At 26.6% G+C, this 17752-nt stretch carries 13 protein-coding genes; 5 read left to right on the top strand and 8 right to left on the bottom strand.

Annotated features, from left to right (window positions below):
* Positions 1 to 8 precede the first annotated feature (8 nt).
* The 3 genes from BLV71_RS18440 to BLV71_RS02830 form a co-directional block, all read right to left on the bottom strand.
* On the bottom strand, positions 9 to 164 hold the full coding sequence (locus tag BLV71_RS18440; protein ID WP_158530832.1) for a hypothetical protein: 156 nt from the start codon (positions 162 to 164) through the stop codon (positions 9 to 11).
* Between the two features lie 5 nt (positions 165 to 169).
* Positions 170 to 334, bottom strand: coding sequence for a hypothetical protein (locus BLV71_RS18435; RefSeq protein ID WP_176974336.1), 165 nt, complete (start codon positions 332 to 334; stop codon positions 170 to 172).
* 76 nt (positions 335 to 410) lie between these two features.
* Positions 411 to 2000, bottom strand: a complete 1590-nt coding sequence (locus tag BLV71_RS02830; protein WP_093869071.1) for a vitamin K epoxide reductase family protein — start codon at positions 1998 to 2000, stop codon at positions 411 to 413.
* A 308-nt stretch (positions 2001 to 2308) separates the two neighbouring features.
* On the opposite strand from BLV71_RS02830, the gene BLV71_RS02825 reads away from it, so the two are divergent.
* The 3 genes from BLV71_RS02825 (at position 2309) to BLV71_RS02815 (ending at position 5700) form a co-directional block, all read left to right on the top strand.
* A complete protein-coding gene (locus BLV71_RS02825; RefSeq protein WP_093869070.1) occupies positions 2309 to 4147 on the top strand; it encodes a histidine kinase in 1839 nt (612 codons plus the stop codon).
* Between the two features lies 1 nt (position 4148).
* Entirely contained in the window at positions 4149 to 4883 is a 735-nt protein-coding gene (locus tag BLV71_RS02820; RefSeq protein ID WP_093869069.1) for a LytR/AlgR family response regulator transcription factor, read from the top strand.
* Between the two features lie 106 nt (positions 4884 to 4989).
* Entirely contained in the window at positions 4990 to 5700 is a 711-nt protein-coding gene (locus BLV71_RS02815) for a hypothetical protein (RefSeq protein ID WP_093869068.1), read from the top strand.
* 996 nt (positions 5701 to 6696) lie between these two features.
* On the opposite strand, the gene BLV71_RS02810 is transcribed toward BLV71_RS02815, so the two are convergent.
* The 5 genes from BLV71_RS02810 to BLV71_RS02790 form a co-directional block, all read right to left on the bottom strand.
* On the bottom strand, positions 6697 to 9408 hold the full coding sequence (locus BLV71_RS02810) for a CHAT domain-containing protein (RefSeq protein WP_093869067.1): 2712 nt from the start codon (positions 9406 to 9408) through the stop codon (positions 6697 to 6699).
* The gene (locus tag BLV71_RS02805; RefSeq protein ID WP_093869066.1) at positions 9398 to 9922 is read right to left on the bottom strand and encodes a hypothetical protein; all 525 of its coding nucleotides are present in this window, start codon (positions 9920 to 9922) and stop codon (positions 9398 to 9400) included. Before BLV71_RS02805 ends, BLV71_RS02810 begins: the two co-directional genes overlap by 11 nt.
* A 136-nt stretch (positions 9923 to 10058) precedes the next feature.
* Positions 10059 to 12776: a CHAT domain-containing protein gene (locus BLV71_RS02800; RefSeq protein WP_143032748.1), complete on the bottom strand. Its 2718-nt coding sequence runs from the start codon at positions 12774 to 12776 to the stop codon at positions 10059 to 10061.
* 10 nt (positions 12777 to 12786) lie between these two features.
* A complete protein-coding gene (locus BLV71_RS02795; protein ID WP_093869064.1) occupies positions 12787 to 15495 on the bottom strand; it encodes a CHAT domain-containing protein in 2709 nt (902 codons plus the stop codon).
* Position 15496: 1 nt separating this feature from the next.
* On the bottom strand, positions 15497 to 15994 hold the full coding sequence (locus BLV71_RS02790) for a hypothetical protein (protein WP_093869063.1): 498 nt from the start codon (positions 15992 to 15994) through the stop codon (positions 15497 to 15499).
* Between the two features lie 102 nt (positions 15995 to 16096).
* Here BLV71_RS02790 and BLV71_RS02785 point away from each other — a divergent pair, with 102 nt between their 5' ends.
* Positions 16097 to 16657 (top strand): RNA polymerase sigma factor, encoded by a 561-nt coding sequence (locus BLV71_RS02785; RefSeq protein ID WP_093869062.1) that lies wholly within the window; start codon positions 16097 to 16099, stop codon positions 16655 to 16657.
* Positions 16657 to 17460: a tetratricopeptide repeat protein gene (locus tag BLV71_RS02780; RefSeq protein ID WP_176974335.1), complete on the top strand. Its 804-nt coding sequence runs from the start codon at positions 16657 to 16659 to the stop codon at positions 17458 to 17460. The genes BLV71_RS02785 and BLV71_RS02780 overlap by 1 nt, the downstream gene beginning before the upstream one ends.
* Positions 17461 to 17752 lie beyond the last annotated feature (292 nt).

Genomic DNA, 17752 nt, shown 5'->3' with positions numbered 1-17752 from the left:
ATGATGAATTAAAAAGAACTTATAGGGCAAAAACAACCAGTTCTAATATGGTAACAACCAGCAGCTATCTCTATCGATGAACACGCTCTCCATTTACCTCCGTTAATTTGTTTTTGTTCTTTTTTATTTAAAGTATTCCCTAAGTTTAAAATCGATTTTTTCATAATTTTTAATTAAGTATAAAAAATAAACGACAGTATGATTCAGCACATTGTCTCCCAAAATCTTCACATATGCGATCAAAATTTGTGTCACATTGTTTTCTACCACCACTTACTTGTTTTTGTTCCGCTTTATTTAGAGCTTTCCCTAAATTTAAAATTGATTTTTTCATAATTAAAGTTGTTTTTAGCGGTGATCATTTTAAGACATTCACCGATTATGTCTATTCTTCGCGAGAGAATATGTTCTTATATTTTACTCATTATTGTTTGGCTATTTTCTTCTAGTTCTTCGATGAAGAAAATTAAGTCTGATCTATTGTATTCTTTTGGAAATGATCTTCCATTTATTAAAATTTCTGGAGTGAAATTAATAGCATTGTTTTTACACCATTCTTTTTCTCTTTCTAATTCAGATAAAAAGTAGTCACTATTATTAGTCGCTCCCCACTTCTTTAACCATAAATCAACATTACCATCTTCATAAATCTCACTCATAGCTTCTAAACATTCTTTTTGTTTATTGTTGTTATAGAGCTCTAATAATCGACTAGTTATTTTTACTGCATTACCACTTTTATCTTCAGTGTTTATATTAAAACGTATTCTTATTTTAACCGAATCATTATATTTATGTAAAATCTCATCTACTTGTTTATGAACTGGTTTACAATGACCACAAAAAGGATTGGTTACAACAACTATTTCTAAATTTGAGGTCGGATTTCCAAAAACAATCTCTTGGTTTTTATCAAATGTTGTATTTCTTTGAGGGGATTTATTTAGCATACCTTCAAACAAAGTGTAGTTTCTTTTAAATTTAACTCCTTCTATTTTTTCTTTTCGTAATTCTGTTACTTCAGAGATAAGAGGTTTTACATAACTCCATCCCAACCATGTACTTGTTCCTATAATTGCTAAAACAACATAATCACTAGGCACAAAGCTAGAAATATAAGTATTTGTTAGTACAGGAATTAATGCTTGTACCCATAATAAACCAACAATACTCAAACATAATAAGCACCATTTTTTTACTACTGCATATTGATAGTAAATAGAGTATAATGTTATAGGAATGGCGACTAAACTTATTGTATAAGAAACAGCTGGTGTGGCTATTTCTAAAAAGGTTAAAAGGGTTAATGTTGAAAAGTATAAAATACTGAAGTCGCTTAGTTTATACCCTTTTATTATTTCTGCGCCTTTTGAAGTAAGAACTGCATCACAATCTTTTTTATCATCTGCTCCAGAACAAAAAGCATCGCCAATAGAAGTTTGCAAGCCTAATTCTTGTTTTACGATAGCTACACTAACCACAATTCCTACTATAGATAGCAATAAATGAGAAATACTAAAAACTGAACCAGTTGTTTTTAACACTAAGAAAACTGCTAACATACTTATGATTCCAAAACCTACATATTGAGGAATCTTACTAGTTTTTTTACTAGTTTGTATCGTATCTGTTTTCTCAACAGCTACTATAATCCCTGTAAACTTCTTTAAAAACTCTTCTTCTGATATCTTTTCTTTTTTGCCTTCTGTGGTATATAAAATATAATCACTTTTCTTTTTTTCAACTACAGTTAAGTTCTGTCCAGTACTATCATTTACTTGTACGATATAACAAGAAGGTAATTGCTCTAGTGTTTCTGAGTTAACAGGAACATCTGCTGCTACATTTTCTATATTAAAATGATCTAACACTCCTGTTATAGCGTGTAAACTAGGATACGATGGATGGCTTTGTATTTGAAATGCTAATTCTTCCTTATCAAAAGGAATTCGATTTCTTTTAAGAAGTTGTTGTACTATGTTTATTAATGTATTCCCCATAAATAGTTAACAAATTGTAGTTGGTTTCTTACAAATCCTTTTTCAATAAAGGAGGTGAGTTGTTTACGAAGTTATAGAAGAAATAAGTATCTATGTAAGTCAATTCATATTTGTGAGGTATTAATTCATAATTGAGGTGCTTTGATAATAATCTGTTTTTTTGAATAATTGTTTGGTGAATTATAAATGTTGATTGTAACAAAATGGATGAACTCTCTACTGATACAGAGTGATTGCTAACTCAAAAGTTATTAAACTGAGTGTTAATAAAGAAATAACTAGCTTTGTTGAGTTGTTTATAGGTAAGTATGAAAAAAATAATTGTAGTAATATGTTTTTTAATTGCAATGGGTTGTTTTAAAAAACAGGATAAAGTGATATTTAAAAAGTTACCAAGTTATTTTAATGATAAAATTGCTATTGGATTATCACAAGATTCCTTAGCGTTTTATTTAGAGAAGCTTAAGGGAGTTTCTAAAGAAGGAATATCAGATTCTTTAAAAGCTGAATTCTCCTATATTTCATCGAGGTTTAATAATCGATTAAAAAAGCATGATTTAGCTATTGAGGATTTAAAAGACGCAACTTCTTTTACAAAAAATAGAATAAAAAATGACAGAGAAGTATCATATTTTAGGGCTCTGTCGCTAACTTATTATAGTTATAAGGAAGATTATCTGAATGCTGAGGGAGTTAATGAGAAACTATTCACGTTATTAAATGAGTATGATTATAAAAATAAGGCTTCTGTTTATCGATTTAGGCAAAAAGTAAAAGCAAAATTAAAGGAATATGATAAAGCTTTAAAAGCAAATGATTCTGCCGCAGCTATGTTTTTAAAAGTTAAAGATTCTTCTAATTATGTTTTGACTAAAATAGGGAGGTCTAGTATTTATAGTAGTTTAGGAAGCCCCAAAAGGGCAATTAGAGAGTTGACTGAAGTTGTAAAACACGAGTCTTATTTAAGAACAGAAGTAAAGTATGAGTTATATGCCACATTAGGTTATTATTATTTTAACAGTAACTTGTATAATAAAGCAATTTTAGCATATAGTAATGCGTTAACTTTTTCAAAAAAATTACCTATACATCTTTCAGGAACAAGAAATGCCAATAACTACGTAAGTATTTCTAAATCATATATTAAATTAAAGAAAATAGATCTAGCTAAAAAGTATGTAGATTCTATATTCTACTTAGGGTTAAATAATATTGATCATATTAATCAAAGAGACGCCTTGAAAACTAATTTAGAAATTCTTTATAAAAAAAATAAAGATATAGGAGAGGTTACTTCTCAATTAGATTCTATTTATGCATATCAGGAAAAAAATTATGCAAATAGAGTTAATAGCGAGTTGGAAACACAAAAAGAACTATATAAAAATAAGATTGTTTTAGAGAAGGAAAAGAAAAAAATTGAAATACAAAATCTTAAGTATGAAAGAAATCAATATGTTTTAATTGCTTTATTGTTATTTGGAATAATGATAGGAGTGTTGGTTTTATATTTTTTTAGACAAAGGAAGTTTAAGATAGAACAGCAAAACTTCTTATTGCACCAACGGTTACTGCGTTCTCAAATGAATCCTCATTTTACATTTAATAGTTTAAGTTTGATTAAAAATAGCATTGAAGAAGATAGTCCGAAATCTATAAAATATATTCAAAAATTTTCAAGACTATTACGAACAATATTTGAAAATTCAACTAAAGACTACGTACCTATTGAAGATGAACTTCAATCACTACAAGATTATATTGAATTACAACAATTTAGATTTCCTGAAAGATTTAATTTTTTAATAGATAATACTATTGGAGCTGAAGATGAGGTATTTATACCACCAATGCTACTGCAGCCTTTTGTAGAGAATGCAATAATTCATGGATTTGGAAAAACTGAAACTACTGGAAACCTTATTATTAAACTTATTTTTAATGAAAAGTATATTTGTTGTATTATTGATGATGATGGTATAGGAATTGATGAGAATAATGTTGATAAAAGATCTTCGGTTAAGTTGATAGACGATTTTTTAAAGAAAATGACAGGAGAAGGAATTACTGTTGTAAATAAAAAAGAGTTAGGAAAAGGTAGCAGAGGAACCAAGGTCGAATTAAAAATTCCATATAATATACTTTAAAATGTTAAAAACATTAATTATAGAAGACGAGAGGCATGTTAGAGAAAATCTAAAGAAAAGAGTATTTCAAGATTTTCAAAATGAATTATTTATTATTGACGAAGCAATCTCAGTAAAAGAAGGGATTGAAAAAATAAAAAGATACCAGCCTCAGTTAGTATTTATGGATGTTGATCTTGGGGATGGTACAAGCTTTGATATTTTATCATCGTTAGAGGAGATAAATTTCAAGATAATTTTTGTAACGGGGTTTGATTCTCATGCTATAAAAGCAATCCGTTTGGGAGCTTTGGATTATTTATTAAAGCCTATTGATGATGATGAATTTGTTGAGGCTGTAAAAAAGGCAGTAAATACCATACAGAAAGAGAATACGTTGAGTAATTCTATTACAATTGCAAATCATTATTATAGAGAAGGAGAGCATCATAAAATTGTTTTAAAAACATTAGATACACAACACTTAGTTTCATTTGATGATATTTTATATTGTAAATCAGAAGGGAATTATACAACCTTCTATCTTTTTGAGGAGAGTATTGTTATTTCAAAGCCTATGAAAAAAGTTGAAGAATTACTTGATAAAAAGAGATTTATTAAATGCCATCAATCTTTTATAGTAAACAAAGCCTACATAACTAAATATACAAACGAAGGGTTTCTTGTTACAAAAACAGGAGAGCAAATACCTGTAGCTACTAGAAGAAAAGACATGGTATTAAAAAATCTTTTCTAATAAGTTAAAAGCGAATTTGAATTCAAGTACAACGAATTTGAACTAAATAATACAGAGGTCTAATTCCTTTGTATTTTTGTGCCAAGAAATATTAAAAAAGTTATTTATGAAATTTTTAAAATTATTTTGTTTTGTTTTAGTACTTTGTGTTTCTTGTTCTGAAAATGAAACAATAGATGCGATTGAAAAAATGGAAAAAGGAAGACGAGGTGGAGGAGCTATTGATCCTATAGAAATATCAGATGATGCAGTAGATGAAAAAGTTAAGTTAATGTATATGACTTCGTTTTTAATAGGTAAAACATTGATTGAGAACAAATATGCAAGAGATTATTTTTACGAACTAATTAAAGATCCAAAACTGACAAGTATAAATTTAATTGACATAATGGATTCAAATGTTGTTGATTCTAACCCGTTTGAAGTTGCTTTTCATGAACAATTTAATGCATATAATTGGCACTTAGACCCTATGTCTGGAGGGCCAAACCCACCAGTAGAATCATCAACAAGCCCTGACCCATTAAAATGGGGAGGCATACTAGATGCTCAAATGTATTATCATCAATATTTAATTGAGATAATAGAATTAAATAAATGGGAATTGAACTTTCCAAATAAAAATATTTATATTGATAATATTCAAAACCTTTCTGACTATTTAATAGCTAATGAAAAATTGATATGTTTATGGAATATGTACAATACAGGATTGTATACTGATGGATTAATTTTAAATAATAATGGTAGGGGAAGTTATTTACCACCAAATTTTAATGTTTCTACAGCTAGTTCATTAGTAATGATTTTAAAATAAAAGGGAAAAGAAATTTACAATATAGGTTCTTAGATTATTTGAAAATAAAAGAGTTGGTTAAAGCCAACTCTTTTTCTAGCAATACAATACAACAGTTATAATAAATAGTATTCTTTTCTTAGAATTGTATTAATGATTTTTGTTCTTTCATAGTAATTTTCCCCGACAGAATAATAATATCAACTCTTCTTTTTCATTTAAGCTGATATACTTGTTTTCATTTTTTCTTTTAAGCAATTTTTCCCCGACAGAATAATAATATCAACTTTTCTTTTTCATTTAAGTTGATATACTTGTTTTCATTTTTTCTTTTAAGCAATTTTCCCCCGATAGATACATTTAATCAACTCTTCTTTTTCATTTAAGCAGATATACTTGTTTTCATTTTTTTCTTTTAAGTAATTTTCCCTCGACAGATACATTTAATCAACTCTTCTTTTTCATTTAAGCTGATATACTTGTTTTCATTTTTTTCTTTTAAGCAATTTCCCCCGACAGATTAATATTATCAACTTTTCTTTTTCATTTAAGCTGATATATTTGTTTTCATTTTTTCTTTTAGCAATTTTCCCCCGATAGATTAATTAAATCAACTATTCTTTTTCATTTAAACTGATGTACTTGTTTTCATTTTTTCTTTTAAGCAATTTTCCCCCGACTGTTTTAATTTTTTTTTCTCATAGATTTTGATTTTAGTGTTTTTCTTTTTTGTAATCCTTTTTCATTAGTATTTTTAGTATTTGAAAAGAGGTAGTCAATTTTTACTGTTTAATGAGAACAAAATATTAACGGACTACCTTCAGATTCAAATAATGATGGTTTTAATTTTTTAAATCAATTGATTCGTATAAAGATTGGCCGGTCTATAACGTTATTAAATAAGTTCGATTCTAAAAAAAGAAAAGAGATTTTATTTAATAAACTTTGCTCAAATTGGTTTAAAGTATTTTTCAAAATATAGATCATTTTCTATAGTGTTCAATACTTTAATTTATGTTACCCTTTTTTTTGAAAAAAAATAAAAATGATAAATAAACCCAGTAAAATAGGAAGAATGTAGAGTAAGTAATTAGTAGTAAAAACAGGAGAAGTGTCTCCAATTAAAACAAAAGAAGCCCAGTAGTATGGAGATTGTTCTGATAAACTATGGTTTTTTAAATAGGTACGTTTCGCATTATTAAGCGCTTCAGATTTTGATTCTTTGTTTTTTAAATTGGAGTAAAACTCTTTCATGATGTATGAAGAGCTAGCGTCATTAATTTTCCACGTTGAAGAAACCACCGCATTGGCCCCAGAATGAAAGAAACCTCTAGCCAAGTTTAAAACACCTTCACCTTGTTTTAATTCTCCAATATTAGTCTCACAAGCACTTAAAACAACTAAGTCAGCGTTGTTTTTATAGGTGTATAGTTCATGTAACTTTAAGTCATTAGTAAAAAACTGAATGCTAGGATTGTTAGATGCATTTGCATGTGTTGCTAAATGAATGATTTTAGCATTACTAGTTTTACGAACAAAATTCTCTTTTGTAGCATTACTGTTTGTAAAGCTATCTCCACCTATTAAATTAGAAATAACAGCAGCTTCTTTTTCTGTTTTTTCTAGGGATGATAATTCAGTGTTTTTAAAATTAACAGGAGCAAAAACAGCAATGTCTGTATTTGTTTTTCGATCTCTATTTTTATTAAACTCAGAAAATGAGCTAGAGTAAGTATAGCTAATATTGCAATCGTTTACTAAATACTGTAAACCAGTGCTACTAGTATTAAACGCTTCAAAAGGAATGTTTTCTAGAGAAACATCAGTAACAATACTAATATTTTTATTTTTAATAATTTCTTTAGTTTCTTTATTAGGAAATAACTGGTTGTAGAGTGAATATGAAACTTTTTTAAAACGTGCTAGTTCTTGTTTTTGAGTAATTGGTTTTGAAATAAGTTTTTTGTATTCAGTAATCCCTAATAAAACACTATCAATATTTTTTATTTTAAAACGAATATCCTTGTTTTTAGCAATTAGTAGTCCCAACATTGATTGCTTGTTAGAATCTACATTACTAGTATTTAATGTATAGTAGAGTTTAATATCGTTTTTATTTAAGTTACTTTTTACTTGATTAAAAGAAATTTGTTGAATATCCTTGTTTTGATTACTAAATTGGGGATATATCTTTTGAATAGAGTCTTTAAAATTCTGGTAGCTTACTTTTAAGTCAAATAAAGAATCTTTTTTCTTTGAAGCTTTATAAGTGTTTGTTTCACTTTCTAATTGAAAAATATCTTTTTTAAATACGTTGTTTTTAATAGAAACTTCATCAGGAAGGTTGGTGAGTTTTATATTTTCATTAATGTTTAACGCTAACAAAAAAGCTTTGTTTTTTTCCATTAACTCAAACATTAACTTAGAATCATTTAATAAATAAGCAGTATAAATACCTAAATTAAATGTTTCAGAAATTTCTTTTCTCCATAAATACTTGGTATTTGCTTCTGTACTATAACTAATGAGAATGTTTACTATTTTATTGGTAAGCTGGACATTGTCAATAGATTTTTGTAAATATTCTTTTTCTTGTGTAGAATTGTATAATTGTAAAAGAATCTCTGTTTTGGTTTTTAGAGAAAGAAGAACCGATCTTTTATTATAAGTGTTTAGTATTTGGTTTATTGTAAGTGAGTTAATTTGTCTGTTTTTAACATCTTCAAAGTTATAAAATATAGCTTTTTCAATATGAGAAAGAGCTTTATTGTAGTTGAATTTTCTTTTGTAAAATGTTGCTAAATTTCTATACGTTTCGTTTAAATAGACTTTTTCTGTGAGGTCATATTTAATGCTTTTATTTAAAAAGTAAACACAGCTGTCGTTTCTTGTATCTAAATATAACTCTCCTAAATTCATATAGGTATTCGCAATAGACCCTGAGTCTTTTTTAATTAATGCATTGTTTAATACTCTTAAGTAATAGTTTTTAGCTTTATTGATTTTTTTCTTAAATGAGTTAGAGTATAAGTTAGCCAAGGCAGTGAATAAGAAGTTTTTAGTTTTACTTCTGAATTTTATGTCCTTATTGTTTTTGATTAAACTATCTCCTTTTTTTAAATAAAAAAGCCCTAAATCGGTACTTTTTTGTGTATTTATTTTATAACAACAGTTTGAAAGTCTTACACACTGAACCAACACACTTCTTTTTGATCCGTATTTCTCTAATAAGGGAATACCTTTTAAAAAAAAGTCAATAGATTTATAATATTCTCCTTTTTTGTCATAACAATTTCCTATTTCACAATAAGATTGAGCCACCCTTTTGGGGTAATTATTTGAATTAATAGCTTTTGTAAAGTAAATTATAGCTTGTTGATATTGTTTTTTCTTGAGGTAAAATTTACCTATGTTGTATAAAGCATTGGTGTGTTTTTTATTGACTAATTTTAAGCTATCTAAAATAGACACTTCAATTTTACCATATTTTATAGCAAGGTTGTAGTTTTTGGTTTTTTTATTATGAAAAAAAGAAAAGTTATGGGCAATTTGAGCGTATTTCGCATCCTTTATTTTGACTGTAGAAAGTATGCTGTCGATTTTTTTTTCAGAAAAATCTATTTTACTACTTAAAGCTACAATTTCTTTATAACTATGTTGACTTATAGTCTTTTGATTGCAAAAGACTATAAGTATTAGTGAAATTAGTCTTAGGTGTTTATAAGTCATTTATTTTTAACTGAATAAAACCATTACCACCTTGATTATTATTACTGCCACAATTAGTGTTTGTAGAAACTGAAACTCCACAATCATTAAATATTTTATTGTACGCTGAAAAATTGATATAGTTGTGTGTACTTTTGCCATTAGGTTTTTCTTCATCATCATCGTCAGCAACAGCTTTATCATTTTCTTTAGGATCAAATATTCGAAATTTGATTACTTCGGCATAAGGATTAGATGGGCATGGAACAATACTTGAAATATTATACCATAAACCCTTAACATTATTATTTTGTAGTGTTACTCGAATACACTCTCTTTTTTGTAATCTTTCAGCAAAAGAGGTTCCAGGAGTATAAACAACTAAAAGTTCAAATGTTCTTATAGGAATACTAACTTCACTATTTTTAATTAAGGATGTAGAGTTTTTAAATTGGTTGTTTTCTGCAATAAAACTACATGTAATAAATGCAACTAAAAGAAGTAGCCCTTTGTAAATAAAAGTACTTTTTTTCATGATTAGAAAGATTTTGTTTTCTTAATTTGATGTTTAAGGGACATCAAATACTATCTATTCACAAATATAGTTTTTTATACTTTAACTTTTTTGAAAGTTAATTTTGAAATAAAGGTTTAACACTCATTTAGTATTTTTATTTTCTTTTGAAATAGAAAAACACCAATAAACCAATTATTAAAACAATACCAATATAATAAAAATAATTAGTAGTAAAAACAGGAGAAGTATCTCCAATTAATACAAAAGAAGCCCAATAATAAGGAGATTGCTCTGATAAACTATGATTTTTTAAATAGGCGCGTTTGGCATTGTTAAGCGCTTCTGTTTTTGATTGTTTGTTTCTTAAATTAGTATAAAACTCCTTCATAATGAAAGAAGAACTAACATCATTAATTTTCCAAGTAGAAGAAACCACGGCATTAGCTCCAGAATGAAAGAAACCTCTAGCTAAGTTTAAAACACCTTCACCTTGTTTTAACTCTCCAATATTGGTTTCACAGGCACTTAAAACAACTAAATCAGCATTGTTTTTATAGGTATATAGTTCATGTAATTTTAAATCATTAGTAAAAAACTGAATGCTCGGATTGCTAGTAGCAGTAGCATGTGTTGCTAAATGGATGATTTTAGCATTACTCGTTTTACGAACAAAATTTTCTTTTGTAGCATTACTGTTTGTAAAACTATCTCCACCTACTAAATTAGTAATAACAGCAGCTTCTTTTTCTGTGTTCTTTAAGGATGATAATTCAGTGTTTTTAAAATTAACAGGAGCAAAAACAACAATGTCTTTATTTGTTTTTCTAACTCTATTTTTATTAAACCCAGAAAAAGAGCTAGAGTAGCTATAACTTATATTACAATCGTTTACTAAATACTGTAAACCAGTGCTACTAGTATTAAAAGCTTCAAAAGGAATGTTTTCTAAGGAAACATCAGTAACAATACTAATATTTTTATTTTTAATAATTTCTTTAGTTTCTTTATTAGGAAATAATTGGTTGTAGAGTGAATATGAAACTTTTTTAAAACGTGCTAGTTCTTGTTTTTGTGTAAGCGGTTTTGATATTAGTTTTTTGTATTCAGTAATGTACAATAAAACACTATCAATATTTTTTATTTTAAAATGAATATCCTTGTTCTTAGCAATTAGTAGCCCTAACATTGATTGTTTATTAGCATCTACGTTACTAGTGTTTAGTGTGTAGTATAGTTTAATATCGTTTTTATGTAAGTTACTTTTTACTTGATTAAAAGAAACGTGTTTAATGTTGTTATTTTGATTACTAAACTGCGGGTATATTTTTTGAATAGAGTCTTTAAAGTTCTGGTAGCTTACTTTTAAATCAAATAAAGAATCTTTTTTCTTCGAAGCTTTGTGTATTTCTGTTTCACTTTCTAATTGAAAAATATTTTTTTTAAATAAATTATTTTTTCTTGAAACTTCATCCGGTAAATTGGTGAGTTTTATATTCTCATTAATATTTAATGCTAATAAAAAAGCTTTATTTTTTTCCATCAACTCAAACATTAATTTAGAATCATTTAATAAATAAGCTGAATAAATACCTAAATTAAATGTTTCTGAAATTTCTTTTCGCCACAAGTATTTTGTATTAGCTTCTGTACTATAATTAATTATAATAGAGATTATTTTGTTTGTTAACTGAACATTGTCAATTGCTTTTTGTAAGTATTCTTTTTCTTGCTTAGTATTGTATAGGTTTAAAAGAGTTTCCGTTTTTATTTTTAAAGCTCTTATAAGAGGTGTTTTATCATTTGTAGTAATAATTTGATTAAGAGTTAGTGAGGTTATTTCTTTATTTTTTTTAACGTTAAACCCATGATTTAATGATTTTTTAATGTGAATTAAGGTATTTTTGTATTCCTTCCTAGAATAGTAATGTGTAGCAATGTTTTTATGAATATAAAGCATGTAGTTTTTATTCATAAAGTTGTGTTTTATGCTTTTATTTAAATAGAACATACAGCTATCATTGTTCGCTTTTAAATATAATTCACCTAAATTCAAATAAGAGAGAGATATATAATCGTCATTATTTTCTTTATAAGCATTTTGTAAGCTTTTAAAATAATAGGATTTAGATTTTCTAAAATTGTGTTTGGGTTTTAATGAATATAGGTTGGCTATAGCAACATTTATAGTATAGATTGTTCTATTGTCTATATTTAATGTTGGTGAATTTTGGGCTAGACTATCAGCTTTTTTTAGGTAAAAAAGACCAATTTCAATACTCTTTTTAGTATTTATTTTAATACAAGTGGTTGTAAAATCAATGCAATGACCAATTAAATTTTTCTTTGTCGAGTACTTTTCTAGTAATGGAATGCCTTTTAAATAATGGTTGTTGGATTTATAATACTCTCCCTTTTTAAAATATATAGAACCTATGTAACAATAGCTTTGGGCTTTTCTTAAAGGGTAAGAATTTGATTGTATGGCTTTTTTGTGATACTTAATACCATTATCAAAATCATTTATTTTTGTGTGAAATTTACCTAAGTTGTATAGGGCGTTTGTGTATTGTTTATTATTTATTTTTAAACTATCATAAATCTTCACTTCGATTTTACCGTATTTTATAGCTAGCTCATAGTTTTTCTTTTTTTTGTTAAAAAAGAATGAAAAATTATGAGCTATTTTTGCATATTCAATGTCTTTTATCATTATTGAGTCTAATATACTATCTACTTTTTTTTCAGTGAAATTTATAGATTTACTTTTTTCAATAATATCAGTATATGCGTATTGAGCATTTACTGTTTGAAGGAAAAACAATAAAGTAACAATAAAAAGCTGTATTCTATATGTGTTGGTTTTAAATAGCAATTTTTATCTGTTATTGTGATTTATTTCTTCTCCTAAAATAGAAAAACAACAATAAACCAATAATAAAAAGAATACCTACATAATAAAAATAATTAGTAGTAAAAACAGGAGAAGTATCACCAATTAATACAAATGAAGCCCAATAATAAGGAGACTGTTCTGATAGGCTATGATTTTTTAAGTAGGTACGTTTCGCATTATTAAGCGCTTCAGACTTTGATTGTTTGTTTTTTAAATTTGTATAAAACTCTTTCATGATGTATGAAGAGCTAGCGTCATTAATTTTCCAAGTAGAAGAAACCACGGCATTAGCTCCAGAATGAAAGAAACCTCTAGCTAAGTTTAAAACACCTTCACCTTGTTTTAACTCTCCAATATTGGTTTCACAGGCACTTAAAACAACTAAATCAGCGTTGTTTTTGTAGGTGTAGAGTTCGTGTAACTTTAAATTATCATTAAAAAACTGAATGCTCGGATTGCTAGTAGCAGTAGCATGTGTTGCTAAATGGATGATTTTAGCATTACTCGTTTTACGAACAAAATTTTCTTTTGTAGCATTACTGTTTGTAAAACTATCTCCGTCTATTAAATTTGAAATAATAGCAGCTTCTTTTTCTGTATTCTCTAAAGATAATAATTCGGTGTTTTTAAAATTAACAGGAGCGAAAACAACAACGTCTTTATTTGTTTTTCTATCTCTACTTTTATTAAACTCAGAAAATGAGCTAGAGTAAGTATAGCTAATATTACAATCGTTTACTAAATACTGTAAACCAGTGCTACTAGTATTAAAAGCTTCAAAAGGAATGTTTTCTAGAGAAACATCACTAACAATACTAATATTTTTATTTTTAATAAGATCTTTAATTTCTTTAGTAGGAAATAACTGGTTATAGAGTGAATACGAAACCTTTTTAAAACGTGCTAACTCTTGTTTTTGAGTAATTGGTTTTGAAATTAGTTTTTTGTATTCAGTAATCCCTAATAAAACGCTATCAATATTTTTTATTTTAAAATGAATATCCTTGTTCTTAGCAATTAGTAGCCCTAACATTGATTGCTTATTAGCATCTACGTTACTAGTATTTAGTGTATAGTATAGTTTAATATCGTTTTTATGTAAGTTACTTTTTACTTGATTAAAAGAAACTTGTTGAATTTCGTTGTTTTGATTACTAAACTGCGGGTATATTTTTTGAATAGAGTCTTTAAAGTTTTGGTAGCTTACTTTTAAATCAAATAAAGAATCTTTTTTCTTTGAAGCTTTATGTATTTCTGTTTCACTTTCTAACTGAAAAATATCTTTTTTAAATACGTTATTTTTTTTTGAAACTTCATCAGGTAAATTGGTGAGTTTTATATTTTCATTAATATTTAACGCTAATAAAAAAGCTTTATTTTTTTCCATTAACTCAAACATTAATTTTGAATCGTTTAATAAATAAGCTGAATAAATACCTAAATTAAATGTTTCTGAAATTTCTTTTCGCCACAAGTATTTTGTGTTAGCTTCTGTACTATAATTAATGAGAATGTTTACTATTTTATTGGTGAGTTGTACATTGTCAATTGCTTTTTGTAAATATTCTTTATTTTGAGTAGTATTATAAAGCTGTATAAGAATTTCTGTTTTGGTTTTTAAAGAATTTCGAATTGTGTTTTTATCTAAAGTGTTTAATATTTTATTATTACTTAGATGTTTTATTAAGTTGTTCTCCTTTACTTTAAAATTATAGTTTATTGATTTTTGTATGTTTTTTAATGCTCCTGAAAAATCTTTTTTATAGATGTAAAAAGAAGCTATATTTTTATAGGTATCATGTATGTATAGTTTATTAATAGAATCATATTCTATACTTTTTTTAAAAAAATAAAGACAGCTATCTTTTTTTTCGTTTAAATAAAGTTCTCCTAAGTTTAAATTAGAAATAGCAATATTTCTTTTAATACCTGTTTTAAAACTCTCGTTTAGGTTATTTAAGTAATAATTTTTAGCTTTTTGAAAGTTATATTTATATTCATTTGTATAAAGTATAGCGAAATAGTTGTTTAAATCAAACCGCATTTTATTTTTTATTTTTGATTTAGGTAGTTTTGTGAGGATACTATCAGCTTTCTTCAGATAAAAAAAATTAATATCTGAACTTTTTTTAGTATTTAATTTATTGCATGTATTAGATAATGATAGATAATGTAATATTATACTTTTTTTAGATCCAAATTTCTCTAACAAAGGTAAACCTTTAAAATAGTATTGAAGAGACATGTAGAAATCTCCTTTTATTCTTTGGTACTTAGCTATTTGGCAGTATGATTGAGCAATTTTTTTAGGAAATGCATTTGATTTAATGGCTTTATTATAATATTCAATAGCTTTGTTGTATTGTTGTGATATGTAATAAAAATTACCTAAATTATATAATGCATTAGTATATTCTTTAGAGTTAAGATTTAAATCTTCTAAAGTTTTTATTTCAATAAGTGCATATTTAATAGCTAGTTTATAGTTTTTTCTTTTTTTATGAAAAAAATAAGAATAAGCATGTGCTATTTGTGCATAAGTAGAGTCTTTTATTATAATAGATTTTAATAAATTATCTACTTCTTCTTCCATAATTTTGTTTAAACTATCTCTAGCTAAAACTTCCTTATAATTAAATTGAGAAATGGTGTTTTGAAAAGGAAAGATAAAAAGAAAAAGAAGTAGAGTTGTTTTCATTTTATCTTCCTGGGTTTGGTGCTAAACTTCCAGATAAAGTTTGTGAATCAGAACAGTTTAGATTCAGTGAGTATAGTAAGACTTTTCCATTACTACAATTAGAAATAGCATTAAATACATCTTGAGGATTTATTCCTAGTTGAGGTTGGTCATCTCCGTCTGTAGTGGTATCATCTCCTTGAGTAAAAATAGAGAAGCCTCTTTGGAAATATATAATCTCAGCATTAGGGTTTTCTGCACATTTTATAATAGCTTTTATACTTAGTAAATCACTTTTACCAATACAGTTAGTTATTGTTTTTTTTTCTTGTTCAGTTGTACCTTCATTATATACAATTAATACACCTCCGCTAGGAAGTATTTCTTTTTTCTCTTCAACAAAATTAATAATGCTATTTTTTGTTACATTGTTAAAAAGTGTTTTTTTTGTAGTAAAACTACAAATAACAATAGCTACTAATAAAATTAAGGTTTTTGTAATAAAATTACTTTTTTTCATGATTATAAATATTTTGTTTTCTTAACTTGATGTTTATGAAAACATCAAATGTTACCCAAGGGCAAATATAATTTTTTTATTTTTGTCAGATAACTAGTTAAAATGGAAGGAAAGTTTTTTTTAGAAGCTATAGAAAAGAATGATTCAAGTGTTATAAAAACAATTTATGAACAGAGTTTTTATGGTATAAAGCAATTTGTTCTTCAAAACAAAGGAAATAGTGAAGATGCTGAGGATGTTTTTCAAAAAGCTTTACTACAAATAGCGGTTAGATTAAAAAAAGAAAAATTTGAAATAAAGTCAAGTTTTGAAGGGTTTCTGTATACTGTTTGTAGAAATTTATGGCGTAGAGAATTAAATAAAAGAAAAAATAGGGTAACAAATAATGAGGTTATTGAACAGGTAAGTGAAGAGAGGGATACTGCCTTGTCGTATTTGGAAATTAAAAAACAAGAATTGTTTGTAGAAAAATTAGGAATGTTGTCTGAAAATTGTAGAAATATTTTAAATCTTTTTTTTGCTAAAGTGCCCTATGCAGAAATTTTAGCAACTACTGAATATAACTCTGAAACAGTTATACGACAGCGAGTTTTTAAGTGTAAAAAGAAACTGACTGAACTTATTAGGGGAGATGTGAGGTATATGAAATTAAAAGTGGTATGATGATGGAAGAAGATATATTAATTGAACGTTATTTTAAAGGCGAACTTTCAGAAATAGAAACAAAGGCTTTTGAGGATAGGCTAAAAACTGACGAAGATTTTAAAATTAAAGTAGATTTTGAAAAAGAGTTGTTTGATTCTTATAATGAAGATTCGTGGAATTTTTCAATAGATGAGAACGATGAGGTTGATGAAATAGAAGCTTTTTTTAAAGGTACTGAAGCTAAGAGTTTCGAAAAAACAATTAAAGAAGGAAGTGATGCTTTTAAAAACAAGAAAAAAGGAAAAATAAGACCATTATTCTTTATTTCAGTAGCAGCAAGTATTGCCTTATTGGTAGGTGTGTTCAGGTTTTTTAATACTGGAAGTCCGAACAGTAATTATGGTGACTTGTATAATGAGTATGTTTCGCAGACATCGCTTCCTACTTTTGTGAATAGAGGAGATAATGATACAGAAGTTAATTTAATTGAAGCAGAAAAGAGTTTTAAAAACAAAGACTATAAAAAAGCATTGGTGATTTTTGGTAAGAGCTTATTACAAGATAAAAACAATAATAGTGCTGTTTATATGTATAAAGCAATATCACATATAGAGTTAAAAGATTATATAAGTGCTGAAAAAATACTTGACAGTTTAATAAATAGCGATTTAATTGATGCTCAAAAAGGATATTGGTTTAAATCACTTTCATTGGTAAAGCAAAACAAGTTAACTGAAGCTAAAGAGGTGCTGCATCTTATTATTGACAAAGCCTATTACAATAAGGAAAAAGCTCAAGAGTTGTTAGAGCAATTGAATTAATATTAATTGTTTAAAGTCTGTAAGAGAAAACTAACTTTTTAAGTGGTCTGTAATTATAGAGAGATTACTTTATTTCATTCGTAATGACGATTTTTATTAAGTCTTTGTTAGCGTCGTTACTAGAAAATGTTTTTTGAAGTACTCTGTAGTTATAGAAAGATTACTTCACTTCTTTCGTAATGATTGTTTATAGTTAGTTTTTGTTTACGTCATTACGAGAAAGTTTACTTTTGAAGTAATCTGTGAAATTATAATGAGATTACTTCACTTCGTTCGTAATGACTGTTTTTTA

The organism is Tenacibaculum sp. MAR_2010_89, from assembly GCF_900105985.1.
GTDB classification, from domain to species: Bacteria; Bacteroidota; Bacteroidia; order Flavobacteriales; family Flavobacteriaceae; genus Polaribacter; species Polaribacter halocynthiae.
The sequence above is the reverse complement of the archived record's forward strand: the minus strand, read 5'-3'. Positions and strand labels throughout refer to the sequence as shown.